Annotated in this window: 20 protein-coding genes; 8 read left to right on the top strand and 12 right to left on the bottom strand. The window is 63.4% G+C overall.

Going from position 1 to position 23,490, the window contains the following annotated elements; translation table 11 throughout:
* Positions 1-237: 237 nt before the first annotated feature.
* The 3 genes from HB375_RS01870 to HB375_RS01860 form a co-directional block, all read right to left on the bottom strand.
* Positions 238-900 (bottom strand): invasion associated locus B family protein, encoded by a 663-nt coding sequence (locus HB375_RS01870; RefSeq protein ID WP_205800011.1) that lies wholly within the window; start codon positions 898-900, stop codon positions 238-240.
* Between the two features lie 378 nt (positions 901-1,278).
* Positions 1,279-2,619 carry a calcium-binding protein gene (locus HB375_RS01865; RefSeq protein WP_167671249.1) on the bottom strand — a complete coding sequence of 447 codons (1,341 nt, stop codon included), beginning with the start codon at positions 2,617-2,619 and terminating at the stop codon, positions 1,279-1,281.
* 140 nt (positions 2,620-2,759) lie between these two features.
* On the bottom strand, positions 2,760-3,131 hold the full coding sequence (locus HB375_RS01860) for a YkvA family protein (RefSeq protein WP_167671248.1): 372 nt from the start codon (positions 3,129-3,131) through the stop codon (positions 2,760-2,762).
* Positions 3,132-3,182: 51 nt separating this feature from the next.
* Here HB375_RS01860 and HB375_RS01855 point away from each other — a divergent pair, with 51 nt between their 5' ends.
* Positions 3,183-3,968 carry an SDR family NAD(P)-dependent oxidoreductase gene (locus HB375_RS01855; protein WP_167671247.1) on the top strand — a complete coding sequence of 262 codons (786 nt, stop codon included), beginning with the start codon at positions 3,183-3,185 and terminating at the stop codon, positions 3,966-3,968.
* A gap of 17 nt (positions 3,969-3,985) precedes the next feature.
* Here HB375_RS01855 and HB375_RS01850 read toward each other — a convergent pair whose 3' ends face one another.
* The 7 genes from HB375_RS01850 to HB375_RS01820 form a co-directional block, all read right to left on the bottom strand.
* Positions 3,986-4,987, bottom strand: coding sequence for an Ldh family oxidoreductase (locus HB375_RS01850; RefSeq protein WP_167671720.1), 1,002 nt, complete (start codon positions 4,985-4,987; stop codon positions 3,986-3,988).
* 64 nt (positions 4,988-5,051) lie between these two features.
* Positions 5,052-5,354, bottom strand: a complete 303-nt coding sequence (locus HB375_RS01845; RefSeq protein ID WP_167671246.1) for a 4a-hydroxytetrahydrobiopterin dehydratase — start codon at positions 5,352-5,354, stop codon at positions 5,052-5,054.
* Between the two features lie 62 nt (positions 5,355-5,416).
* Complete coding sequence (locus HB375_RS01840) at positions 5,417-6,433, bottom strand: YeiH family protein (RefSeq protein ID WP_167671245.1); 1,017 nt, start codon at positions 6,431-6,433, stop codon at positions 5,417-5,419.
* 104 nt (positions 6,434-6,537) lie between these two features.
* The gene (locus HB375_RS01835; RefSeq protein ID WP_167671244.1) at positions 6,538-7,128 is read right to left on the bottom strand and encodes a histidine phosphatase family protein; all 591 of its coding nucleotides are present in this window, start codon (positions 7,126-7,128) and stop codon (positions 6,538-6,540) included.
* A 38-nt stretch (positions 7,129-7,166) separates the two neighbouring features.
* Positions 7,167-7,703, bottom strand: coding sequence for an RNA 2',3'-cyclic phosphodiesterase (thpR, locus tag HB375_RS01830; protein ID WP_167671243.1), 537 nt, complete (start codon positions 7,701-7,703; stop codon positions 7,167-7,169).
* Between the two features lie 206 nt (positions 7,704-7,909).
* Complete coding sequence (locus HB375_RS01825; RefSeq protein WP_167671242.1) at positions 7,910-8,959, bottom strand: aldo/keto reductase; 1,050 nt, start codon at positions 8,957-8,959, stop codon at positions 7,910-7,912.
* Positions 8,960-9,019: 60 nt separating this feature from the next.
* Positions 9,020-9,673, bottom strand: coding sequence for an arylesterase (locus HB375_RS01820; protein ID WP_205800010.1), 654 nt, complete (start codon positions 9,671-9,673; stop codon positions 9,020-9,022).
* Positions 9,674-9,848: 175 nt separating this feature from the next.
* Between HB375_RS01820 and HB375_RS01815 the strand changes: the two genes are divergently transcribed.
* From HB375_RS01815 to HB375_RS01795, 5 genes are all read left to right on the top strand, one after another.
* Complete coding sequence (locus tag HB375_RS01815; RefSeq protein WP_167671241.1) at positions 9,849-10,541, top strand: ABC transporter ATP-binding protein; 693 nt, start codon at positions 9,849-9,851, stop codon at positions 10,539-10,541.
* Positions 10,542-10,556: 15 nt separating this feature from the next.
* Positions 10,557-13,145 (top strand): ABC transporter permease, encoded by a 2,589-nt coding sequence (locus tag HB375_RS01810; RefSeq protein WP_167671240.1) that lies wholly within the window; start codon positions 10,557-10,559, stop codon positions 13,143-13,145.
* Positions 13,146-13,376: 231 nt separating this feature from the next.
* Complete coding sequence (locus HB375_RS01805; protein ID WP_167671239.1) at positions 13,377-14,159, top strand: Bax inhibitor-1/YccA family protein; 783 nt, start codon at positions 13,377-13,379, stop codon at positions 14,157-14,159.
* A gap of 89 nt (positions 14,160-14,248) precedes the next feature.
* Entirely contained in the window at positions 14,249-14,785 is a 537-nt protein-coding gene (locus tag HB375_RS01800; RefSeq protein WP_167671238.1) for a GNAT family N-acetyltransferase, read from the top strand.
* A gap of 23 nt (positions 14,786-14,808) precedes the next feature.
* Positions 14,809-16,038 carry an MFS transporter gene (locus HB375_RS01795; protein WP_167671237.1) on the top strand — a complete coding sequence of 410 codons (1,230 nt, stop codon included), beginning with the start codon at positions 14,809-14,811 and terminating at the stop codon, positions 16,036-16,038.
* Here HB375_RS01795 and HB375_RS01790 read toward each other — a convergent pair.
* Entirely contained in the window at positions 16,035-16,415 is a 381-nt protein-coding gene (locus tag HB375_RS01790; protein WP_167671236.1) for a DUF2794 domain-containing protein, read from the bottom strand. The two genes, HB375_RS01795 and HB375_RS01790, sit on opposite strands and share 4 nt — an antisense overlap.
* Before the next feature lie 657 nt (positions 16,416-17,072).
* Complete coding sequence (locus HB375_RS01785) at positions 17,073-18,086, bottom strand: zinc-binding alcohol dehydrogenase family protein (protein WP_167671235.1); 1,014 nt, start codon at positions 18,084-18,086, stop codon at positions 17,073-17,075.
* 99 nt (positions 18,087-18,185) lie between these two features.
* Here HB375_RS01785 and HB375_RS01780 point away from each other — a divergent pair, with 99 nt between their 5' ends.
* Entirely contained in the window at positions 18,186-18,536 is a 351-nt protein-coding gene (locus HB375_RS01780; RefSeq protein ID WP_167671234.1) for a winged helix-turn-helix transcriptional regulator, read from the top strand.
* Positions 18,537-18,653: 117 nt separating this feature from the next.
* On the top strand, positions 18,654-23,489 hold the full coding sequence (locus HB375_RS01775; RefSeq protein ID WP_167671233.1) for an NAD-glutamate dehydrogenase: 4,836 nt from the start codon (positions 18,654-18,656) through the stop codon (positions 23,487-23,489).
* Position 23,490: the final 1 nt, after the last annotated feature.

The following is a 23,490-nucleotide window of genomic DNA, read 5'->3' as shown; positions in this document are numbered from 1 at the left end:
AAGTGGGGGACGAAGGCCCCTATAACACGATTGCGTCGGAAACGTGAGGTTTTTCGAAAAGCCTCGGCCCAACGCGGCACGCCTCTTCCCTCCCCCTTGCGGGGAGGGAAAGGGTGGGGTGGTTCGACCGGATGGACGCGTCGGGAAAAAGACGCTGGTCGTGCCGCTAAAGCGCTGCCGTTTGAGGAGGGGTCAACTTTGCGACCCCCGTCCTAGCCTCGGATCAGCGCGGTCCAGTTACGGACATTCCTTGCGGGCGCGATCCAGGGCCTGTCCGAAGCCGTTCAACGAATAGCGGTCGGTCAGCTGATTGCCGCGGGTCGACTGTGCCTTCACGATCACGTTCTGGCCCTTCGACATGGCGGCGATGGCCTGGGTTTCCTCGGCGGGGTTTTTCAGCCAGGCATTGGTCGCCTTGGTCAGAAGAGCATAAGACGACGTGCCGATGGCGGCGCTGGAGGGGGCGTTGTCCTTCGCGGCGTAGCCCAGCACCAAAGCGACCTCGTTCTTCACGTTCTCCGCCGGGCGGAAGGATACGAAGAGATAGGCGGGGTCGCGGCTCAGGTTTTTGGGCAGCCGCTCCTTTGGCTGGCTGAGCGCGTAGCAGATCTTCGAGCGGCCGGACTGGGCGGTGTAGACGCCCCAGTCTCCATAAGACGCCAGAAGCGCCGCGCCGCCGGGGCCGGTAGCCGCCTGAGCCGGTTTGGCCGCAGTGGCCGCCGCCGCTCCTGCCGCCGCGCCCGCAGCAGCCGGCTTCGTTTTCGAGGCCGCTGTCGGCTTCGCAGGGGTTTTGGCAGGAGTCTTCGCCGGCGCAGCCTGAACGTCAGGTCCGGTTCCGGCAAGGAAGACAGCGGAGATGATGCCCGCGGCAAAGCCGCGCTGAAGAGATGCGAGAATCATGAAGCGGAGCCTACACGCGAGATGGTTAAGAACTCTTCACCATGTTTTTGGACGCGAACAAAGGCTTGCGTCCGTCACGCCGCGCTTGTGAGGGCGGGATGCGTCGAAAAGGTGGCGCGGCTGTCCCGTCAACGACGTCATGCACAAAATAAAAGAGGCCGTAAAAACGGCCCCCAAGTTGTACGCCCCCAACAGGAAAAGATCTGTTCTTTAAAAGACTTTGAAAAAAAGTGAGGCCAAGGCCTCACTCGCAACAGACTTACAACCTCTCTTAAGGTAACGCAATAAGATTATATTACAAAATGTATTTGAATATATACCTACATACATCAAGACGAAGGGGGCACCACGGCTCCCTTCGCGGGAGAAACCCGGTCTTCAGACGATGTAAAAATCTTTGAAGGTGAGCGCGACCTTCTTGTCGATCCGCGCGAACTCGACAGCCGCACCCTTGCCGCTGCCGTCGGCGTCATAGGACAGGGAGCCCGTCTTTTTGTTGAAGATGATCCGGTCGTCCTTGTCGGCTGCCGCGTCGCCGATCTTGAACATGCTGGCCTTGAGGGTGCCCTTCTTGGAGATCTTCGAGAAGATGGACTTGCTCAGGTAGATGGTGTCGTCCTTGGCGTTGAAGTCGGTGATCTTGTCGACGTTCTTCGACTTGTTGAGCTTCGCGTCGAAAGTGAAAACGTCCTTGCCCTTGCCGCCGGTGAGGGTGTCGTTGCCGAGTTCGCCCTTCAGCGTATCGTTGCCAAGGCCACCGGACAGCTTGTTGTTGGCCGTGTTGCCGACGATGGTGTTGTCGATCCCATTACCGGTCAGGCTGATCGCCGCCTTGCCCGATGCCTGCAGAATCTCCACGTCGGCCGCTCCCAGCGAGAAGCTGGCGGTGGTGATGACAGTATCAAATCCCTCGCCCCTCCACTCGCGCACCAGATCAGCCACGTTGTCGACGACATAAACATCATCGCCGACTCCGCCGTACATGTCATCGATGCCGGCTCCGCCATCCAGCGTGTCGTTGCCCCATCCGCCTGCCAGTTTGTCGTTGCCGGCACCGGCTTGAAAAAGATTGTTACTGTCGTCGCCGTTCAAGTCGTCGCTGAAAGCGGTTCCGATGGCATTCTCAATGGAAAAAAGGCTCTGTTGGCCCCCGCTTCCCGTCCGAGCGAAAAGGCTATCGAAATGGACCTCTACTCCGCTTTCGAGGAGGGCGTACGAGACAACGTCAATGCCCTCGCCACCGCCCAACCGGGAATCTCCTGAATGGGCGATGATAGTATCGTTGCCGCTGTCGCCAAAGAGGTCGTCAAAGCCCGCAGCACCCCCGAAGAGGATGTTGTTGCCGCTATTCCCCGTGATGTTGTTGTCCTCGCCGTTCCCGAACCCATTGATATTGGCGGTCCCCGTGAGCTCGAGATTTTCGACGTTCTCCGGAAGCGTATAGCTGAACATCGAGAAAACCCGATCGATGCCTTCGTCAAATCCTTCCACGATCACATCGTTGGCGTCGGCGTCGAGGACGTAGGTATCATCCCCACGGCCGCCTATCAGCCGGTCCGTCCCTAGGCCGCCGTTGAACCAGTTATAGGTCGCGTCGCCGGTAAGAATGTTGTCGCGTGCGTTGCCAATGATGCCCATGTCCGGCGGCGTCGCGCCACCGCCCGGAAGGGTGACAGGAATTGTGAAATTCAGCTCGTTCGTGTCGAGAATGAATCTCATCGTGTCCGCATCGTAACGCGCCATAGCTGCCTCAAGCTTGCAAAATGAACCGTGGGTCGCCGTTAGGACGACATTCCCCTAGTCAATCCAAGATTGAGGTTATTTGCAATAGTATATCTTTGCGCATGGTCTCGTCCGGCCTATCCGGCTAGCGTCTTTCGCGCCTTTTCGTGGTGATCTTCGGTGATGGAGCCGGCGACCTGCGTGATTGCGGTCGCGAGCACCGCCGCGTCGTCGGCGAAGCCGAAGAGGGGGAGGATGTCGGGGATCGCGTCCGTCGAGAGCACGAAATAGGCGATGGCGCCCATGAGAATCAGCTTCACACGGCGCGGAGTCGTCGGGTCCGTCGCGCAGAAGAAGGCGGCCAAAAGGTCCTCGGCGAAGGGAATGCGGCTTCCCACGCGCTTGAGCTTGGCCCAGAACTGACGGGCGATCTTGTCCTCGTCGCGGGCGACGGCTCGCATGGCCTCCATCTCGGTCTTGCTGAAAGGCTTGGTGACCATGTCGCTCATGTGCCTTAAATCCTTCGATGGCGCGGTTTGCCCGCGCGGGAGAGGAAATCCATGAAGCTCGACAAAACTATGGCGGCCATCGTCACGGGTGGCGCCTCCGGCCTGGGGGGCGCAACCGCCGCCATGCTCGCCGCGCAAGGCGCGAAGGTCGCGATCTTCGATCGGGATGCGGAGCGCGGAGAGGCGCATGCGAAAGCCATCGGCGGGCTCTTCTGCCCGGCGGACGTGACGGATGAAGCCTCCATCGATGCCGCGCTGGAAAAGGCGCGCGCGGCGCATGGCGTCGAGCGCATTCTCGTCAATTGCGCCGGCATTGCGCCGGGCAAGCGCACGGTGACGAAGAAGCGCGAGACGGGCGAACTGATCGCGCACGACATCGCCTCCTTCCGCCGCACGGTGGAGATCAACCTCATCGGCACGTTTTCGATGATTGCGAAAAGCGCCGCCGCCATGGCCGGGCTCGATCCGATCACAGTGGATGGCGGGCGCGGGGTCATCGTCAACACGGCGTCCGTTGCGGCGCAAGACGGGCAGATCGGACAGGCGGCGTACGCGGCCTCGAAAGGCGGCGTGCTTGGCCTGACGCTTCCCGTCGCACGCGATCTTTCAGGCTTCGGCATCCGTGTCATGACGATCATGCCGGGGCTTTTTCACACGCCGCTCTTTGAGGGCATCGCGGAGGATTACCGCAAGGCGCTCGAGGCCAACGTGCCGTTCCCCTCGCGCCTCGGACGGCCGGAGGAATATGCGCAGCTTGTCAAAAGCATTGTCGAGAACGACATGCTCAACGGCGAGGCCATCCGCCTGGATGGCGCGCTGCGCATGCAGCCCAAGTGATTCTTTGAGCTGACTTTTCAGACGAGCTTGAGAAAACGGGCGGTGTCCGGATCGACCGGAATACCGTCCCGGTTTCGTTGCTCCATGGTCCGCCACTCGCGGTCGCCGGGGGCAAGGATCTCGGCACCGGATCGTCCGGGCGATTCCCGCAAGCCGGTCAGATATTGCTGCATCAGCGCGTCATAGCCCGCTCGTCCGACGAAGCGCTCGGGATCGATGGCGAGGCAGAAATGGCCGATGTCGTGCGGTTTCGGCTCGCCTTCTTCCGGGTTCATCGGTGGGACGAGATGATCGGGCGTCGAGCCGGTCAGGATTGCGGACAGGATGGTCACGAGACCGGCAAGGCCCGCTCCCTTGAATCCGAAATCCTGGCCGCCCAGCGGCGTCAGCACTTCGGCCAGATGCGGATCGCGCGTTGGCTCACCCGCGATGTCGGCGGTCACCTCGGCGGGCAATTCCCGTTGCAGCGACCGGAACAGCAGAATGCGATTGTAGGGAATTGACGAGGTCGCCATGTCGAGAAGCCATGGGCGCGCACCGGCAACCGGAGCTGCCGCGGCGATGGGGTTCGTGCCGTGAAAGCGTTTCGCCCCGCCGTGCAGGGTGACAAGCGAATCGGCGTTCGAGGTCGAAAGCGCGATGAACCCCGCCTCAGCTCCTGCGAGCGCATAGGCACCCGCCGCCCCATAATGGGTGGAATGCGCAACGCCGACTGCGCCGACGCCGCTTTCTTTCGCGATCTGACAGGCGAGCTCCATCCCCGCATAGGCGGCGGCATGGCCGAGCCCGCGATCGGCATCGAGCACGGCGCTGGCGGAAGCGGTGCGGCGTACTTTGAAGTCGGGGCGACCGTTGACCTGCCCGCTGCGCAGCGCTTCCGCGTAAAACGAGGTGAGGCGCACGCCGTGACTGTCGACCCCCATGCGCGAGGCATGCATCATGGCCCGCGTGGCGGCTGTGGCGGAGGGCTCGTCAGCGCCCGCTTCGCGCAAAGCAGCGAGCGCGCGCTCCTCCAGCATCGGTGCGGGGAAAGTCCGATTCGCCGTTGATCCGCTCAATGTCTTGCGTCCTCTTCGTCCGGGATCAGGCTTCTGACAGTCCCGCCGCGAACTGGTCCATCTTCTGCGCCAGTTCGATGTCGCGGCGCGTCAGGCCGTTAGCGTCGTGGGTGGAAAGAGTAACGTCTACCTTGCGGTAGACGTTCGACCACTCCGGATGATGGTCCATCTTCTCCGCCGCCAGGGCGACGCGGGTCATCCAGCCGAAGGCAGCGTTGAAATCGTCGAAGACGAACTGCTTGCGGATGGCGTCGCGACCCTCGACCATCGTCCAGCCGTCGAGGTTTCTTAAAAGTTCGGCGCGTTCGCTGTCGTTCAAGGGCTTCATCGGCGTTCTCCCCGTCACTTTGAGAAGTGATGATCTTTTTCCTGCCGGTTTCAAGCCCGCCCTTAAGCGATGCCGAGAAGCCGGATCAGTCCGAGGCTGACGGCGATGAGCACGAGAAGCGAAAGCGTCACCGCCAACGTCACCTTTCCGCCGACGCGTCCGAGAACGCGTAAGTCCACGCCAAGGCCCAACGCTGCCATCGACACCACTGTAAGCATGGTCGCGGTCGGCATGACGAGGCTCAACACCGCATCGGGAATCGCGCCCCAGGAGCGCAGGGCCGCAAGGCTTAAAAACCCGATGATGAACCAGGGCACGAGCTTGCTGAACGACAGGCTTTTTTGCGCCGCCGGAGACGAGCGGCCCGCGATCACGGAGAGCAGAATCACCACGGGACCAAGCATCAGCACGCGCACCAGCTTCACCAACGTGCCGAGCTGGGTCGAAACCACGCTCACTGGCACCGTGGCGGCGAGAACTTGTGGCACCGCATAGACGGTGAGGCCGGCCAGCACGCCATATTGCGTCTCGGACAGGCCCATCAGGGGCACGAAGAGGGGCAACGTCAAAACCACCACCACGCCGAGAATGGCGGTAAACGCGATGGAAGACGCAACATCTTCACTTTTCGCGCCGATGACGGGGGCCACCGCCGCGATCGCCGAGTTGCCGCAGATCGAGTTGCCGCAGGCGACAAGAACCGCCATCCGCTTCGGCAATCCCAAAAGGCGGCAGAGGCCATAGCTCGCGCCAATGGCCGCCGCCACGACGACCGCGATGCCGAGAATGAGAGGCAAGCCCGCCTGCATCACGGCCTGGAAGCTGATGGAGGCTCCCAGCAACGCGACGGCGATCTCTAGAAGCGTTTTGGCGCTGAATACGATGCCGGGCACCCAGTGCAGGGAAGGGTTCCACGCGGTGCGCACGGCGGTGCCAAGCAGAATCGCGATGACGAGCGCCTCGAGATAGGGGCGGCCGGTAAAAAGCTCTTCCAGATGCTGGAGCCCGATGGCAACGAGCGAGATGACGACGCAAAGGCCAATGCCCGGAGCCAGTTGCGCGATGCGCTTGCCGTCCATCGTGATTGTCCCCGTTTCCCGCCGCGCTTGTTGATGCGGCTTTGGTGGAGACGGGCTAGTCCCATGCGGCGGGCAAGGCAAGTCTCAAAACAGGCGCAGCGGCTTCAAGCGACCGCGCTGTCCTCGATCACCCGCCAGTCTCGCGCGAGCGCAAGCGGGGCGCGGTCGAGGACGAGGTAACAGCCGCCACCGGGGTGCGAAGGGCGGCTTTCCTGGCCGATGGTGACGCCTTGCAGATGGGCCGTGAGCAGGCAGCCGACGCCGCCATGGGAGACGATGACAATGTCGCCCGCGCTTGGCTCATTCTCGGCAATGGTGGCCACCGCCTTGACGATCCGCGCTTGCGCGTCGATGGCACGCTCCCAGCCGCGCACGCTCTCATGCGGCCGCCCGAAAAATTCGGCCACCACCTCCCAGAATTCGGGCGGAGCGATGTAGCCCGTGGCCGAGCGGTCGTTTTCGCCGAGATGTTCGTCAGTGCGATAGGAAAGGCCGAGTTTGTTCGCCACGATCTCGGCCCCATCTATCGCCTTGCGTTCCGTGCTCGCATAGACGGCTGAGACATTCCGGCCCACGAGCGTTTCCGCGAACCGCTCCATGCGCCCGCGCCCGACGGCGTTGAGGGGCCATTCGGGGACCGGCTGGTTCGGATCGATGACGACTTCCGGGTGGGTGACGAAGATGAGCGAGGCCATGCGCTCAGGGGTAACGGACCTTCGCCGTTCCGTCGAGCTTATCCCAACGGATAGGCCGCCTCGACCACATAGGGTCCGCCACCGACTGAATCGCGGGAGGAAAACAGCACAAACCGGCGCGCGGTGAAGGTCAGTTTTCGGAAATGTCCCCTCGTCGCGAAGTAATCCGCGACATCGATGGGCGAGGCGTCGCGCAGGCGGGCGAGCGTCACATGCGGCGTGAACTTGCGCTTTTCCGGCGGCAGGCCGACCCGGCGCACCAGGCGCTCCTGTTCCGCTTGCAGATCCGCGATGCCGTTGGTCGCAAGAGCGCGAGCAAAGACCGTGCGCGGTCTACTGCCGCCAAACGTGTCGAGACTGTCGAAGGTGACATCGACCGGGTCGCGCCTGCGGCTGTCGCCGAGGATCGAGAGCACGTCATCCGCCATGCGCTCGTCGATGTCGCCGAGGAAGCGCAGAGTGATGTGGTAGTTCTCGGGGTCGATCCACCGCGCGCCGGGAAGCCCGCCGCGATAGGCCGAGAGCTGAAGGCCGATATCGGCCGGGATCTCGATGCCGGTGAACAGGCGTGGCATGGCGCACCTCCTGAAGGTCGGGCGGCCTCAATCTCATTGATGATGGGGGCTTAGGGGCCTTTCCGACAAGGCGCGGATCGACGCGATCAACAGGGCACTCTCGTCATCACGGGGCCTGTTCCGGTGATCCCGGTCCGAAAGGCGAGCCTTGCGAATCGAAATGGCCGGCACAAGGCCGGCCATGACATGGGGGGAATGTTTTGCCTTTAAGGGCAGGGGTTGCAGTGCTCCAGGTGGATCGCGTTGATCCGCTCCTCCAGCTCCGGCGTGATTGTCACGTTGATCGAGCCAATATCGGTCTTCAACTGCTCCATCGAGGTCGCGCCGATGATGTTGGAGTTTACGAACGGACGCGAATTGACGAAGGCAAGCGCCATCTGCGCCGGGTCGAGGCTGAATTCGCGGGCGAGTGCGATGTATTTGCGGATCGCCGACTCAGCGCCGGGCGTCTCGTAGCGCTGGCCACGCTGGAAGAGCGTCGTGCGGGCTCCTGCCGGACGCGCGCCGTCGAGATACTTGCCGGTCAGATAGCCCTGGGCGAGCGGCGAATAGGCGAGAAGGCCCACTTCCTCGCGCATGGTGACTTCGGCCAGCGCCACCTCATAGGTGCGGTTCAGGAGGCTGTAGGCGTTCTGAATCGATGGCACTCGCGGCAGGCCCTTGGTGTCGGAGGCCTTGAGGAAGCTCATGGTGCCCCAGGCGCTCTCGTTCGAGAGGCCGACATGGCGGATCTTTCCGGCCTTCACCAGATCGGCCAGGACGCCGAGCGTTTCCTCGATGGCGATCGAATCGCCGTCCTGCGTTTCCTGTCGATAGATGGTGGGGTTCGAGCCCCAGGGCATCGGGCGGTCCGGCCAGTGGAGCTGGTAGAGGTCGATGTAGTCCGTCTGCAGGCGCTTGAGGCTGCCGTTGACCGCCTCCTCGATCTGAGCGCGGGACAGTTCGCCCTTCGAGCCGTCCTTGCGGAACCAGGTCATGTCCGTGCGCCCGACGACCTTAGTCGCCAGAATGACTTTGTCGCGGGTGCCGCGTGCCTTGAACCAGGAGCCGATGATGGTTTCCGTCGAGCCTTGCGTCTCGGGCTTAGGCGGAATCGAATAAAGCTCGGCGGTGTCGAAGAAATTGATGCCCTGGTCGAGGGCGTAATCCATCTGCGCGTGGCCTTCTGCCTCGGTGTTCTGCTGGCCCCAGGTCATGGTTCCAAGGCAGATGAGGCTGACATTGAGGTCCGTGCGGCCGAGGCGGCGATAGTCCATGGCAGGCTCCTCGCAGCGGGGAGCCGCCGCGTTCAGGCATGAGAAGAGCGCTAACGGGCGTCAGCGCTTGAGGGTGGCGAGAAAAGTCTCGACGGTGGGCAGGATGCGCGCGACGATGATCTCAATCCCCTTGGCCGTCGGGTGAAGGCCGTCCTGGAGGTTGAGAGACGCATCGCCCGCGACTCCATCCAGAAAGAAGGGATAGAGCACAAGGCCGTGCTTCTTCGCAATGTCCGGATAGAGCTGGTCGAATTTTTGCGCGTAATCGGGGCCCAGATTGCGGGAGGCGACCATGCCGGCGAGCATGACCGGGATGTTGCGGGCTTTTAAGCGCTCAACGATGGTCTCGATAGCTTTGCGCGGCACGGAGGGGTCGAGCCCCCGCAGCATATCATTGGCCCCGAGTTCAAGAATCACCCCGTCGGTCCCGTCCGGCACAGACCAGTCGATCCGGTCGAGCCCGCCGGAGGCGGTGTCGCCGGATACCCCGGCATTGGCCACTTCCACGTTATAGCCCTTGGCCTTGAGCGCCCGCTCCAGGGCCATCGGGAAAGCCGCCTCATTGGGAAGGCCGTAGCCCGCGGACAGGCTGTCGCCGAGGGCGACGAGGCGAATCGGTGCGCTTTGGGCACGAACCGGCGGCGCCGCGGACAGGGAAAAAAGAGCCGCGCACGCAAAAATGATCGCCATGAACGGGCCGGATTGGCGCTTCATCACTATGCTTCCCATATGTGCCAAACTAGAGCTTGATCATGTCTCTTTGAAACATGATCAAGCTCTAGTTTTCTTGAGTATCGCATGATCCGGGCGAACAACCGGTTTCCACTGGTCTCGATCATGCTCTAGGCCGAACACCTCGGCAGTTTTCCACTAGATCGGATGATTGAGTATGCAGGACAAGGCCATCGCGCTCCACGATGTTGATCTGAGCCTCGGGCGCGGGGCCGCGCGGGTGCATATCCTCAAAAAGATTTCGCTCGATATCGGCAAGGGTGAGGCGGTCGGTCTCGTCGGGCCGTCGGGGTCGGGAAAATCCACGCTTCTCATGACCATGGCGGGGCTGGAGCGTCCGGATTCGGGCCGAATTCTTGTGGAAGGCACCGATCTGGCGGCGCTCGATGAGGATGCACTGGCGCGGTTTCGCGGGCGGCGCATCGGCATCGTGTTTCAATCCTTCCACCTCGTGCCCACCATGACCGCGCTTGAAAACGTCGCCCTGCCGCTGGAGCTGGCAGGAGACGGTGACGCCTTTACGCGGGCGGAGGCCGAACTTCAGGCGGTGGGCTTGGGTCATCGCCTGCACCATTACCCGGCGCAGCTCTCCGGCGGCGAGCAGCAGCGCGTGGCGATTGCCCGCGCCATCGTGCCTAACCCGGCAATTCTGGTGGCCGACGAGCCCACCGGCAATCTCGACGAGGAGACGGGCAAGGCGATCATCGACCTTTTGTTCGCGCTCAAGCGCGACCGGGGCTCGACGCTGGTTCTCGTGACGCACGATCTCAACCTCGCCCGGCTCTGCGATCGCATGGTGCGGCTGCGCTCCGGCCATGTGGAGGCTGATGCGGCCTCCACCGTGGCGTAAGCGGGGAGGGGTTTTATGCACGGAACGCTTCCCGCCTCCCCGCAAAAAGGCCCCAACCGGGCCTCCTTCCTACCCCTGGTGTTGCGCCTCGCTTTCCGCGAATTGCGCGGCGGGTTGAGGGGCTTTGCAATCTTTCTCGCCTGCATCGCGCTCGGTGTCGCGGCAATTGCCGGCGTTTCGTCGCTCTCGCGCTCGCTCACCGACGGCATCACCCGCGAGGGCCGACGCATTCTCGGCGGCGACATGGCGTTTTCGTTGTTACAGCGGGAGGCGAACGAGGCCGAACGCGCTTTTCTCAGCCAGAAAGGGCAGGTGAGCACCATCGCCAACCTGCGCGCCATGGCGGTGGCAGGCGAGAAGGGCTCGGCCCTTGTCGAATTGAAGGCGGTGGACGTCAGCTATCCGGCTATCGGCCAGCTTGAAACCGATCCGCCGTTAACGTCCGCCGACCTTTTTTTCGAGCGCAGCGGATTTTTCGGCGCTGCTGCCGATCCGACCCTTTTGGCGCGGCTCGATCTGAAAGTCGGGGATCGCATCACCATCGGCGTGGCGAAGGTCGAGCTGCGCGCGAGTCTGATCTCCGAGCCGGACAAGATCGCAAGTGGCATCGGCTTCGGCCCGCGCCTCATCGTTTCGCAGGATGCGTTGCGCGCGAGCGGCCTCATCCAGCCCGGCTCCCTCGTGCGCTGGACCTATCGGCTGATGCTGCCGCCGGCTCTTTCCAGCGAAGAGGCGCTCGACGCCATCGAGGCCGAGGCCAACCGCGTTCTGCCGGAGGCAGGGTGGAATGTCCGCAACCGCGTCAACGCGGATGCGCGCTTTGCCCGCAACATTGAGCGCTTCACGCAGTTCCTCACGCTTGTCGGCCTGACCGCGCTTCTCGTCGGCGGCGTCGGTGTCGCCAATGCGGTGCGCGGTTTCGTAGACCGCAAGCGGGCTTCCATCGCGACGTTGAAAAGCCTTGGCGCGCCGGGTGGGCAGGTGGTGCGGCTCTATCTCACGCAAGTGATGCTGATCGCCGCCATTGGCGTCGGCATCGGGCTTGTGGTGGGGGCGGCACTGCCCTTCGTCGTCACCGGCCTCTTCGGCCATCTTCTGCCGATTCCGATTCAGCCGACGCTCGCCTGGAGCGAACTCGGCATCGCATCGCTTTACGGTTTCCTCACTGCGCTGGTCTTTGCGCTCGGTCCATTGGGCCGCGCGCATGACGTGCCGGTGTCGGGCCTTTTTCGCGATCAGATCGATCCCGAACGGCGCTGGCCGCGGCGGCGTTACGCGGTGGCGCTTATCATCTCCGTCGCGGCGCTGGTCGCGCTGTCCGTCGTCGCGGCGTATGACCAAAAGATCGCGCTCATGTTCGTCGGCGCGGCGGCTGTGTCCTTCGCGCTGCTGCGCGTTGTCGCCTCCGGCATCATGGCGCTGGCGCGTCGTTTGCCGCGTCCGCGCCGCACGGCGCCGCGTCTCGCGCTTGCGAACATTCACCGCCCCGGCGCGCTGACGCCCTCGCTCGTCCTGTCTCTCGGGCTCGGCATCACGCTTCTGGTCACGCTGGCGATGATCGATGGCAACCTGACGCGTGAACTCAAGCAGACCCTGCCGAAAAACGCGCCGAGCTTCTTCTTTCTCGACATTCCGAGCGCTCAAGCCGATGCCTTCGAGGGATTCCTGAGAACCGAGGCGGCCTCCGCTCAAGTGGAGCGCGTGCCGATGATGCGCGGGCGGCTCGTGACCTTACGCGGCCTGCCGGTCAGCCAGATCAAGGCGAACGAGGATGTCTCCTGGGTGCTCGAGGGCGACCGGGGCATCACCTACGCCAAGACGCAGCCGGAAGGCTCGCGCCTCCTGCAAGGCAGTTGGTGGGCTGAGGACTACAAGGGCAAGCCGCTCGTCTCCTTCGACGACAAGATCGCCGAAGGGCTCGGGCTCAAGCTCGGCGACGAGGTGATGGTGAATGTGCTCGGCCGCAACATCACCGCGACCATCACGAATTTGCGCCGCGTGGAATGGCGTTCGCTCGGCATCAACTTCGTCATGGTGTTTTCGCCCAACACCTTTGCCGGTGCGCCGCATACGCATCTCGCCACCGTCACCTTCCCGGGCGGGTCCGACGCAGCGACGGACGCGCGCATCCTGCGGAAAAGCGCGCTGGCCTATCCGATGGTGACGAGCGTGCGGGTGAAGGATGCGCTCGATGCGGTGAACGATCTCGTCTCGCAGCTCATCACCGCCATTCGCGGCGCCAGCGCGATTGCGCTCATCGCGAGCCTTTTGGTGCTGGCCGGCGCGCTCGCAGCCGGGCACCGGGCGCGGCTCTACGATGCGGTGGTGCTGAAGACACTCGGCGCCACCCGCGCCCGCCTGCTTTCGGCCTATGCGCTCGAATACGGACTTTTGGGCGCAGCGACGGCGTTGTTCGGCCTGATCGCCGGAACAGCGGCGGCCTCGCTTATCGTCACGCGCGTCATGAACCTGAGCTTTACGTTAGATTTATCCGGCGCGCTGACCGCTTCCATCCTTGCGGTTCTCGTGGCGGTGGGGCTCGGGTTGATGGGGACGTGGCGGATTTTGAGTCAAAAGCCAGCGCAATACTTGAGAAACCTTTAACCCTTTCGGCTGATCCGGAGTGTTACGGCGAAACAGTTTTCCATGATGGGCGAGTGCGATCCGTTCATCTTGATAGTTCTTGAAAATCTCAAGTGAAGCTTGGCTGCACCCCTTGCAGAAGCAGAAGCGACCCCTCATATTCGTGTCGTCGCCACACATGCGGCGGCCGAAGGCTGGGTTTTCCGGCCTTTCGAGGGAATCATCAACGGCACACCGCGAGAGAGGACTCCGATGCAACCGTATGAGCAAAACCAATACGCCTCTGGCACCGGCTTTGCCCGGACGGCAGCACAGGTCGATCAGGGCCTGCGCGCCTTCATGCTCGGGGTCTACAACAACATGGTCCTGGGCCTGGCGATTTCGGCGCTGGTTGCCCTGGGCGTCAACAAGCTCGCCACCACGACCGACCCGGCGCAGGCCGTGGTCCGCATGGGCGGCGTCTACCTGACCGAGTTCGGCCGCACGCTTTACGGCACGCCCCTGATGTGGGTCGTGGCGCTGGCGCCGCTGGCCTTCATTTTCTTCTTCTCGTTCCGCATGGACAAGATGTCGGCGGCTGCCGCGCGCACCACCTTTTTCGCCTTCGCGGCGGTGATGGGCGCTTCGCTCTCCACGCTTCTCATCCGCTATACGGGTGCCAGCGTCGTGCAGGTGTTCTTCATCACGGCGGCGGCCTTCGGCTCGCTGTCGCTGTGGGGTTACACCACGAACCGCAGCCTGTCCGGCATCGGCTCGTTCCTGATTATGGGCGTGGTGGGCCTCATCATCGCCTCGCTCGTCAATATCTTCCTCGTTTCGAGCATGCTTCAGTTCGCGATCTCGGTGATCGGCGTGCTGATCTTCGCGGGCCTGACCGCTTACGACACGCAGAAGCTCAAGGAGATGTATCTCTACGGGAACTTCGACACCGAGGCCGCGGCCAAGGTTTCGGTCTACGGCGCGCTGCAGCTCTACCTGGACTTCATCAACATGTTCCAGTTCCTGCTGGCGCTGGTCGGCAATCGTAACGAGTAAGCAACACCTTTACGAAAATACGAAGAGCCCCGGCCGAAAGCCGGGGCTTTTTGTTGTCGCATAGTGCGGGCGAATCTAGGACTATCCTCATGGACGTCCTCATTCGCCCGTCGCGGGATTCCGACATTCCCGCTATTGCCGCCATTTATGCCCACGCGGTGACGCACGGCACGGCTTCTTTCGAACTCGACCCGCCGAGCGAGGCTGAAATGGTGCGCCGCCGCGCGGCGCTGCTGGAAGGCGGCTATCCCTACCTCGTCGCCGAGGAGGCTGGCACGGTCCTCGGTTACGCCTATGCCGGATCCTACCGCTCGCGTCCGGCCTATCGCTCGACGGTTGAGGATTCCATCTACATCGCCCCCACGGCGCAGCGGCGTGGCCTTGGCCGCACGCTTCTCGAAGCCCTGATCACTGAATGCGAGACGCGCGATTTCCGGCTCATGATCGCAGTGATCGGCGATGAGGAATCGCACGGCTCCATTGGCGTGCACAAAAGCCTCGGTTTCGAGACAGTCGGCGTGTTGAAAGGCATCGGCTACAAGCACGGCCGCTGGCTCTCCACCGTTCTGATGCAATGTCCTCTCGGGCGCGGCATGACCGAGCCGCCGACGCGGCCGGTGGTTTAAGGGCTTTTGCCATGACGAGATGGATGCCCCGCCCTAGCGGCGAACTCTGGCGCAATCCCGACTTCATGAAATTGTGGGCCGCGCAGAGCCTCTCCGCCGTCGGAACCCGCTTCACGCGCGAGGGCCTGCCGATGATCGCGGCCCTTCTGCTCGATGCCTCCGCGACCGATCTCGGCCTTCTCGTGGCGCTCACCGCCCTGCCGGGCGTGATCCTCGGCCCGTTCATCGGCAGCTGGATCGACCGCACGCGCCGTCGCCGGGTGCTGATTATCGCCGATCTCGTTCGTGCGGCCGTGCTGTTCTCGCTTCCGGTCGCGGCCTGGTTCAGTGCCATCACCATCGCGCAGCTCATGGCGGTCGCGATCACCGTGGCGTTGTTCTCGATGATCTTCAGCACCGCCGACAACGCCTACCTGCCGACAGTCGTGTCGCGCGAGCAGCTTTTGGAAGGCAATGCGAAGCTCGCGACCACCGATGCGGTGGCGGAAATCGCCGGTCCCGCGTTCGCGGGCGTGCTGATCCAGGCGCTCACCGCGCCTTTCGCGATCCTGTTCGATGCTTTGTCTTATCTCTGGTCCGCCGTGCTGCTCGGGTCGATCAAACGCGCGGAGCCGCCGCTCGTGACCGGCGACGCGCCGCCGGATCTCTGGCGCGAAACCGTGGAAGGCCTGCGCTTCGTCTTCAGCCATCCGACATTGCGCTCGCTGACGCTCTGCATCGCGACGATGACGTTCTTTCTCACTTTCTTCGCGCCGCTCTACGTCCTCTTCGCGGTGCGCGAACTCGGCATTCAGCCGGGTGTGCTCGGCTTCGTCATCGCCTTCGGCGGCATCAGCGCGCTCGTCGGCGCACGCTTTGCGGAAAAGGCGGGTTCACGCTTTGCGCCGCGTCCCCTGTTGATGACCACGCTCATCGGCTACGGCGTCGTGGCCTGTCTGATTCCGCTGGCGCAGGGCCCGCTCTGGCTGAAGCTGATGCTTCTCGGCATTCCGCAGCTTCTCGGCGACGGGCTGTGGGTGGTCTTTTACACCAATGCCGTTGCGCTACGCCAAAAGGTGACGCCCGACGCCTTGCGCGGACGCGAGGGCGGCACGCTGCATCTGTTGTCGGGCGGGTTGGGACTCATTGCAGCGCTGATGGCGGGGACGCTCGCGGACCTCGTCGGCATCCGCCTCGTGCTGTGGGGCGGCGCGCTCGGCGTCATAGCCTCGGCGTTCTGGCTGTTGAGCCTGCCCCGGGACGCTGAAGGCTAGTTCGACACCACCCGCAACTTGTCGAGCACGCGAATCACGCGCTCAAGCTCATGACCACGCTTGAGGATCAGGCCGCTTGCCACGACGACCGAATAAGCGCCCTGCTTGCGTGCCAGGCGGGGGGCTTTCTCGATGCGATAGAGCGGCACTTCGGAGGTGCGTCGGTAGATGGAAAAGACCGCCTTGTCGGGCGTGAAATCGATGGCGTAGTCGCGCCACTCGCCCTCGGCGACCATGCGCCCGTAGAGATTAAGGATGACCTGCAACTCGGCCCGGTCGAAGGACACCCGTTTCGGCGCGGCGGGGAAGGGGAGAATGGAAGCCAGCCCCTGCGCCGCGCCGCTGCGCAACGGCTCTGCGACGTCACCTTCGCTCATGAGCCCTCCCTCCCGATGAAGCTTGTCATCTGTCTGTCATGATGGGCCTGTCGCGCGGTTCATTCAACCCCAATGCGCCAGCGCTATTCACAGCCTCGTTGGGCGAATCTTATTGTTGCCGTAATCGTGCCGCGTGGTGGCCCCACTACATGACGATAACATTTACGTTGCCTCGACGGCCCGGCTCGCCGCTTGATTCGGACACGTCAGCCCCCCAGCCCTCCGGGTCATTGCGATGGGTCGGGCCAATTTTAAGTCGAGGTTCAGACCGCCCCTCAAAAGGCGGTCTTCTTTTGCGCAGGGACGTCCCCGAGAGCCTCACGCTTCGGTTTGGATTGCGTAAACCACGAATTCACTGCCTCCGATGTCCAGGGATTTGCGCCAAACGTGTTTTCGATTGGGCACCTCAGCGAAAGGGCTGGAATGTGTCTTCCGACCTAATTCGTTTCTAAGGCTGGGCGTTAATTCGGGCAGGGCGTGGGGAGGAAGGTCCGCGCTCCAACTCTTAGCAAACCCAGTGAAATTGCTACGTCGATCTTGAGCGACGTAGCTGCTGCCTTTGAAGGTGGCAATGTACGTATAAAGAGGCACGATAGGGGCTTCTCATTGATTGTAATACCGATTCATTTTGGATGAGAGCAATGTTGGAGGTCATTGTCAAAACCCCGTCAGCACGATCTTGCCGCGCGCCTTGCCGCTTTCGATGAAGGCGTGCGCGCGCCTGAGATTCTCGGCGTTGATCGCGCCGAAGGATTCGGCCATCGTCGTGCGGGTCGTGCCTGCATCCACAAGGCTCGACACCTCGTTGAGAATGTCGTGCTGGCGCTGCATGTCGGCGGTCTGGAAGATCGAGCGCGTGAACATGGATTCCCAGTGCAGCGAGACGCTCTTGCCCTTGAGGAGCGCGACGTCGAGGACGCCGGGATCGTCGATGAGCGCGAAGCGGCCCTGAGGCGCGATGAGCGCTGCAATCTCCGCAAAATGCGTCGGCGTTTGCGTGATCGAAAACACGAAACCGGGCGCGCCGAGGCCAAGCGCATTCACCTGTGGTGCAATGGGCTGGGAATGATCGATGACATGGTGCGCGCCGAGCGTCTTCACCCATTCCTTGGTGTCGGGGCGCGAGGCAGTGGCGATGACCGTCAGGTCCGTTAGCCGGCGCACGAGCTGGATCGCCATGGAGCCGACGCCGCCCGCCGCGCCGACGATGAGGATGGCCTTTGCCGCGCCCACCACCGGACGCTTGATCTCCAAGCGGTCGAACAGCGTCTCATAAGCGGTCAGGCTGGTGAGGGGCAGGGCGGCAGCAGCCGGGAAGTCCAGGGATTTCGGCTTCATGCCGACGATGCGTTCATCCACGAGGTGATATTCCGCATTGGTGCCGGGCCGGTTGATGGTGCCCGCGTAAAACACCGAATCGCCCGGCTTGAAGAGCGAGGCCTCCGGTCCAACGGCGCTGACGATGCCCGCTGCGTCGAAGCCGAGAATGCGGGCGGCATCCCCTTCCGGCTGCGCCCGCAGGCGGACCTTCGTATCCACCGGATTCACGGAGATTGCCTTGATCTCGACCAGCAGGTCCCGCCCCGTCGGCTCGGGGCGCGGCAGGTCGAGATCGATGAGGGATGCCTCTTTGTCGATGGGCAGCGAAGTCTTGTAGCCGACGGCGCGCATGGCCTGTCTCCTTGTTGCTGGTGGAGACCAGATTGCGGATACGGTTTTTTGTTGCAAGAACGCACTTTAAACGCACATAGTGTCGAAAAGGATACCGTCATGCCGCGCAAAAACGCGAAGCCGCCCCAGTCCAGCTGCTCGGTCGAGGCCACGCTCAGCCTCATCGACGGCAAGTGGAAGGTTATCATCCTCTACAAGCTGCTCGTCGGCGGCACGCTGCGTTTCAACGAGATCCGCCGGCTCATCCCGGCGGTCACGCAGCGCATGCTGACCAACCAGCTGCGCGAGCTGGAGGCCGACGGGCTTCTCATCCGGAAGGTCTATCCGGAAGTTCCGCCGCGCGTCGAATATCGTCTGTCGGAGAGAGGCCGCTCCCTTGAACCGGTGGTCATGGCGCTCAAAGTATGGGGCGACATGAATCTGTCGTCGGAGCGTGCTCGGGCAGCATAAAACGTTTGTGCACCGCAGCGCCCTGCCGCTTCAATGTGCAGAATCGAACGCTGTGGTTGCTTCCGTCGCGGGTCTGTGCGAACGGTCCCCGCAACGATCATAAGCGAGGATGTGCGCATGAAGCTGGAAACGCCGACCAGCGGAGGCGAACTGACGGCGGAAGCCGTCGCCGTGCTGGAAGCCGGGCACAAGGCCATTCCTTCGACCTTCGTGCAGGACCTTTTCGGACGCGTTCCGCCCGAGGATCTTGCCTCCTACTCTCCCCAGGCCCTTGCAGAGCTTGCCGCCAGTGCGTTCGAGCACCTGAAGGCGCCGCGCAGCGGCGGCGGCACGGATCTCCGCCTCGTGGATCTCGAAGTCGAGCGTGGCGGTCGCCATCACGACGTGACGGTTCTCGAAATCGTCAACGACAACATGCCGTTCCTGCTCGATTCGACGCTCGCGGAAATTGTCGACGAAGGATACGAGCCGCTGCTCGTGGCGCATCCGATTCTCGCGGTCGAACGCGATTCCAGCGGCGCGCTGGTCCGCTTGGTCGGTGAGGCCACGGCCTCCGCGCGGGTCGGCGTGAAGCGCGAAAGCTTCATTCACATCCATCTGCCGCGCATCGACGACCAGGACGCGCGCAAGCGCCTGATCGAGGCGATGCGGCGCGTGCATCAGGACGTGTCGCTGGCCGTGCATGACTGGCCCGGCATGCGGGCGCGCGTCACCGAATTGGTGCAGAACTACCGCCTGCATTCCCCGCCGCTGCCCGAGGACGAAATCAAGGAAGCGGTCGCGTTTCTCGACTGGATCGCTGAGGACAATTTCACCTTCTTAGGGTTGCGCGAATATCGTTTCCCGGCCGGCGACACCGCCGCCGATCCGGTGGAGGGCTCGGGCCTCGGCCTGTTGCGCGATCCGTCCGTGCGCATTTTGCGCCGCGGCCGCGAGCTTGTGGCGATCACCCAGGAAATCCGCGATTTCCTGGCGCGCCCGAAGGCGCTCATCATCACCAAGGCGAATGTCAAATCCCGCGTGCATCGCCGCGCGCATCTCGACTATATCGGCGTGAAGCTTTTTGACGACGACGGCCGCCTGCAGGGTGAGCTGCGCATCGTCGGCCTGTTCACGGCGAGCGCCTACACCAACACGACCGGCGAAGTGCCGTATCTGCGCCACAAGGTGGCGAAGGTCATCGCGCGCGCCGGGTTCGACCCGGCAAGCTATGCGGGCCGCGCGCTTCGCAACGTGCTTGAAAGCTATCCGCGCGACGAACTGTTCCAGATCGACGAAGAAACGCTTTATCATTTTGCCATCGACGTCATGAATCTCTCTGAGCGTCCGCGGGTGCGGGCGCTCGCGCGCGTCGATGAGTTCGACCGTTTCGTCTCGGTTCTCGTCTTCGTGCCGAAGGATCGTTACGACACCAACATTCGCCGCCGCATCGGCGAGTTCCTGGCCAGCACCTATGAAGGCCGGGTGTCCGCGTCCTATCCCACCTATCCGGAAGGGCCGCTTTCTCGCACGCATTTCATCATCGGCCGCGACGAGGGCAAGACCCCGCAGGTCAGCCGCGACACGCTTGAAAAAGGCATTTCCGGCATCGTGCGCACCTGGGCCGACGCGCTGCGCGATCAGCTCGACGCCACCGTCGGCGGCCAGCGCGCCCGCGCGCTCGCCGCACGCTATGCGGATGCCTTCAGCGCCGCCTATCGTGAGGCATTTGGGGCCGAGCAGGCCATCGTCGATGTCGGCATTCTCGAACAATTGTCCGACAGCCGTCCGCGCGCGGTCGATCTCTACCGCCGCGAGGGCAATGACGAGGCGCGCGTGCACCTGAAGGTGTTTTCGCGCGGCAGCGCCCTGCCGCTCTCGGAGCGCGTTCCGCTTCTGGAAAACCTCGGCTTCCGGGTGGTGAACGAGCGAACCTATCGCGTCGCCTTGTCCGACACGCCTGAAGCGAGCCGCGTCTGGCTGCATGACATGACGCTGGAGCGCGCCACCGGCGGGCCCATCGACATCGATGCGATCCAACATCTGATTGAGGCCGCGTTGCTTGCCCTGTTCCGGGGCCTTGCGGAATCGGATGCGTTCAACCGCCTCGTGCTCGAAGCCGGGCTCGGTTGGCGCGACGTCGCCATGGTGCGCGCGTTCGGGCGTTATCTGCGCCAGGTGCCGGTTGCCTACGCGCAGGACTATCTCGCCGACACGCTCGCGCGCCACAGCGCGATTGCGATCCGCATCGTCGAGCTGTTCTATGCCCGCTTCGATCCCCGCACCGAGCAGGACGCGAAGCGGACCGCGAGCCAAGCCGCAATCCGTGCCGATATCGAGGAGCGCCTGAAGGCCGTCACCAGCCTCGACGACGACCGGATTCTTCGCCGCTTCATCAACCTCATTGAGGCGGCGATCCGCACCAACTTCTTCCAGCTCGAAGCCAACGGCCTGCCGCGCCAGACCATCGCCTTCAAGTTCGAATGCGCGAAGGTCGAAGGGCTCCCGCTGCCGAAGCCGCTCTTCGAGATCTTCGTCTATTCGCCGCGCGTCGAGGGTGTGCATCTGCGCTACGGCAAGGTGGCACGCGGCGGCTTGCGCTGGTCCGACCGGCCGCAGGATTTCCGCACGGAAGTGCTCGGCCTCGTCAAGGCGCAGCAGGTCAAGAACGCGGTCATCGTGCCGGTGGGCGCGAAGGGCGGCTTCGTGCCGAAGCAGCTGCCTCCGGCAAGCGACCGGCAGGCTTGGCTCGCGGAAGGCACCGAGAGCTATCGCATCTTCGTGCGCACCCTGTTGCAACTCACCGACAACATCGTCGACGACGCCTTGGTGCCGCCGCCGGATACGGTGCGCCATGACGGGGACGATCCTTACCTCGTGGTCGCCGCCGACAAGGGCACCGCGACCTTCTCCGATACTGCGAACAAGCTCTCCGCCGAAAAGGGCCATTGGCTCGGCGATGCCTTCGCCTCGGGCGGCAGCCAGGGCTATGACCACAAGGGCATGGGCATCACGGCACGCGGCGCGTGGGAAGCGGTGAAGCGTCATTTCCGCGAAATCGACATCGATATCCAGTCGGAGCCGGTGACGGTGGCGGGCGTGGGCGACATGTCGGGCGACGTGTTCGGCAACGGCATGCTTCTGTCGCGCGCCATCAAAGTCGTCGTAGCCTTCGACCACCGCGATATCTTCCTCGATCCGAATCCGAACGCCGAAACGTCCTACGTAGAGCGCGAACGCCTGTTCAAGCTGCCGCGTTCGAGCTGGCAGGATTATGACAAGGCGCTGATCTCGAAGGGTGGCGGTGTCTTCTCGCGCAGCGCAAAGTCCATCGCGCTGTCGGAAGAGGTACGCACGCTTCTCGGCCTCGACGCGGCGGAGGCGACCCCCGCCGAGGTGATGACCGCGATCCTGAAGGCGCAAGTCGGCCTGCTCTGGTTCGGCGGCATCGGCACCTATATCCGCGCCTCCACTGAGACTGACGAGCAGGTGGGCGACCGCGCCAACGATGCTATCCGCATCGCCGGGACGGACGTGCGCGCCAAGGTGATCGGCGAGGGCGCCAATCTCGGCATGACGCAGCGCGGGCGCATCGAAGCCGCGCGCGCCGGCGTTCGCCTCAACACCGACGCCATCGACAATTCGGCGGGCGTGAACACCTCGGACGTCGAAGTGAATATCAAGATCGCGCTGACCGTGCCGGAGCGCGACGGCCGCCTCACTGAAGAGGCGCGCAATGCGCTTCTCGTCGACATGACCGACGAGGTCGGCAAGCTCGTCTTACGCAACAACTACCTGCAGACGCTGGCGCTCTCGCTTTCCGAGCGGCGCGGCGTGGGCGATCTCGGCTTCGCGCGTCGTCTGATGCACATGCTCGAAGGCCAAGGCCGTCTCAACCGCAAGGTCGAATACCTGCCGGACGACGCGACGCTCACCGAGCGCGCCCGCCGTGGCGAGGCCCTGACACGGCCGGAACTCGCGGTGCTGCTGGCTTATGCCAAGCTCTCGCTGCACGACGAACTGCTCGAGAGCGCGGTGCCGGACGATCCGTATCTCAGCAAGGAGCTGGAGCGTTATTTCCCCGCCGAGATGCGCGAGCGCTTCCCCGATGCCATTGCAAGCCATCGCCTGCGCCGCGAGATCATTGCAACGCAGCTCGCCAATGCGATCATCAATCGTGGCGGCGCGACCATGGTGGCGCGACTGGTCGATCAGACCGGCGCGGATGCGCCCACCATCGCGGCGGCCTATGCGGCGACCCGCGATGCCTTCGGCCTTGCCGATCTCAATCAAGCCATCGATGAACTCGACGGCAAGGTGCCGGGACAGCTCCAGCTTCGTCTCTATGGCGATTTGCAGGAACTGCTCATGAACCGCATCGTGTGGTTCATCCGCAATGTCGATTTCGCCAACACGCCGCTCGACGCTATCGTCGGCGCCTATCAGGCCGGCATTGCGGAAGTGGAGCGCAATCTCGAAAAGTCCCTCTCGCACGAGGAACGTGCGGCGTGGGATGCGCGGATCAAGGCGCTCGTCGACGAGGGCGTGCCCGAGGCTCTGGCGCGTCGTATCACGGCATTGCCCGATCTCGTCGCCGCGCCCGACATCGTGCTCACCGCACAGAAGACCGGAAAGCCGGTGCTCGACATCGCGCGCACGCACTTTGCGCTGGAGACGGCCTTCCGTCTCGGCTCGCTCATCTGCGCGGCGCGGGAGATCAGTGTCAGCGATTACTTCGACCGTCTCGCGCTCGACCGCGCTATCGATGGCATCGCCTCCGCTCATCGCAATCTCACGGCAGAAGTCTCCGCGCTCAACATCGCGGGAACGGAAGCAGTGAACGCGTGGAGCGAGAAGCGCGGCGCGGATGTCGTGCGCATCCGAAGCGCGGTCGACAGCATCGTGTCGTCGGGTCTGACACTGTCGAAGGTCACCGTGGCGGCGAGCCTCCTGGGCGATCTCGCGCGGGCATGAA

The sequence above is a fragment of the Microvirga terricola genome, assembly GCF_011777495.1.
GTDB lineage: Bacteria > Pseudomonadota > Alphaproteobacteria > Rhizobiales > Beijerinckiaceae > Microvirga > Microvirga terricola.
The sequence above is the reverse complement of the archived record's forward strand: the minus strand, read 5'-3'. Positions and strand labels throughout refer to the sequence as shown.

Bases quoted from the DNA above. Each gene is read 5' to 3' on its own strand.
- HB375_RS01785 (WP_167671235.1), bottom strand. From the start codon at position 18,086: ATGCGCGCCGTCGGCTACAAGACTTCGCTGCCCATCGACAAAGAGGCA.
- HB375_RS01825 (WP_167671242.1), bottom strand. From the start codon at position 8,959: ATGGACTATCGCCGCCTCGGCCGCACGGACCTCAATGTCAGCCTCATC.
- HB375_RS01800 (WP_167671238.1), top strand. From the start codon at position 14,249: ATGGACGTCCTCATTCGCCCGTCGCGGGATTCCGACATTCCCGCTATT.
- HB375_RS01835 (WP_167671244.1), bottom strand. From the start codon at position 7,128: ATGGCCTCGCTCATCTTCGTCACCCACCCGGAAGTCGTCATCGATCCG.
- HB375_RS01840 (WP_167671245.1), bottom strand. From the start codon at position 6,433: ATGGACGGCAAGCGCATCGCGCAACTGGCTCCGGGCATTGGCCTTTGC.
- HB375_RS01820 (WP_205800010.1), bottom strand. From the start codon at position 9,673: ATGAAGCGCCAATCCGGCCCGTTCATGGCGATCATTTTTGCGTGCGCG.
- HB375_RS01815 (WP_167671241.1), top strand. From the start codon at position 9,849: ATGCAGGACAAGGCCATCGCGCTCCACGATGTTGATCTGAGCCTCGGG.
- HB375_RS01805 (WP_167671239.1), top strand. From the start codon at position 13,377: ATGCAACCGTATGAGCAAAACCAATACGCCTCTGGCACCGGCTTTGCC.
- thpR (WP_167671243.1), bottom strand. From the start codon at position 7,703: ATGCCACGCCTGTTCACCGGCATCGAGATCCCGGCCGATATCGGCCTT.
- HB375_RS01795 (WP_167671237.1), top strand. From the start codon at position 14,809: ATGCCCCGCCCTAGCGGCGAACTCTGGCGCAATCCCGACTTCATGAAA.
- HB375_RS01810 (WP_167671240.1), top strand. From the start codon at position 10,557: ATGCACGGAACGCTTCCCGCCTCCCCGCAAAAAGGCCCCAACCGGGCC.
- HB375_RS01845 (WP_167671246.1), bottom strand. From the start codon at position 5,354: ATGAAGCCCTTGAACGACAGCGAACGCGCCGAACTTTTAAGAAACCTC.
- HB375_RS01775 (WP_167671233.1), top strand. From the start codon at position 18,654: ATGAAGCTGGAAACGCCGACCAGCGGAGGCGAACTGACGGCGGAAGCC.
- HB375_RS01865 (WP_167671249.1), bottom strand. From the start codon at position 2,619: ATGAGATTCATTCTCGACACGAACGAGCTGAATTTCACAATTCCTGTC.
- HB375_RS01855 (WP_167671247.1), top strand. From the start codon at position 3,183: ATGAAGCTCGACAAAACTATGGCGGCCATCGTCACGGGTGGCGCCTCC.
- HB375_RS01860 (WP_167671248.1), bottom strand. From the start codon at position 3,131: ATGAGCGACATGGTCACCAAGCCTTTCAGCAAGACCGAGATGGAGGCC.
- HB375_RS01790 (WP_167671236.1), bottom strand. From the start codon at position 16,415: ATGAGCGAAGGTGACGTCGCAGAGCCGTTGCGCAGCGGCGCGGCGCAG.
- HB375_RS01870 (WP_205800011.1), bottom strand. From the start codon at position 900: ATGATTCTCGCATCTCTTCAGCGCGGCTTTGCCGCGGGCATCATCTCC.
- HB375_RS01850 (WP_167671720.1), bottom strand. From the start codon at position 4,987: ATGCTGGAGGAGCGCGCGCTCGCTGCTTTGCGCGAAGCGGGCGCTGAC.
- HB375_RS01780 (WP_167671234.1), top strand. From the start codon at position 18,186: ATGCCGCGCAAAAACGCGAAGCCGCCCCAGTCCAGCTGCTCGGTCGAG.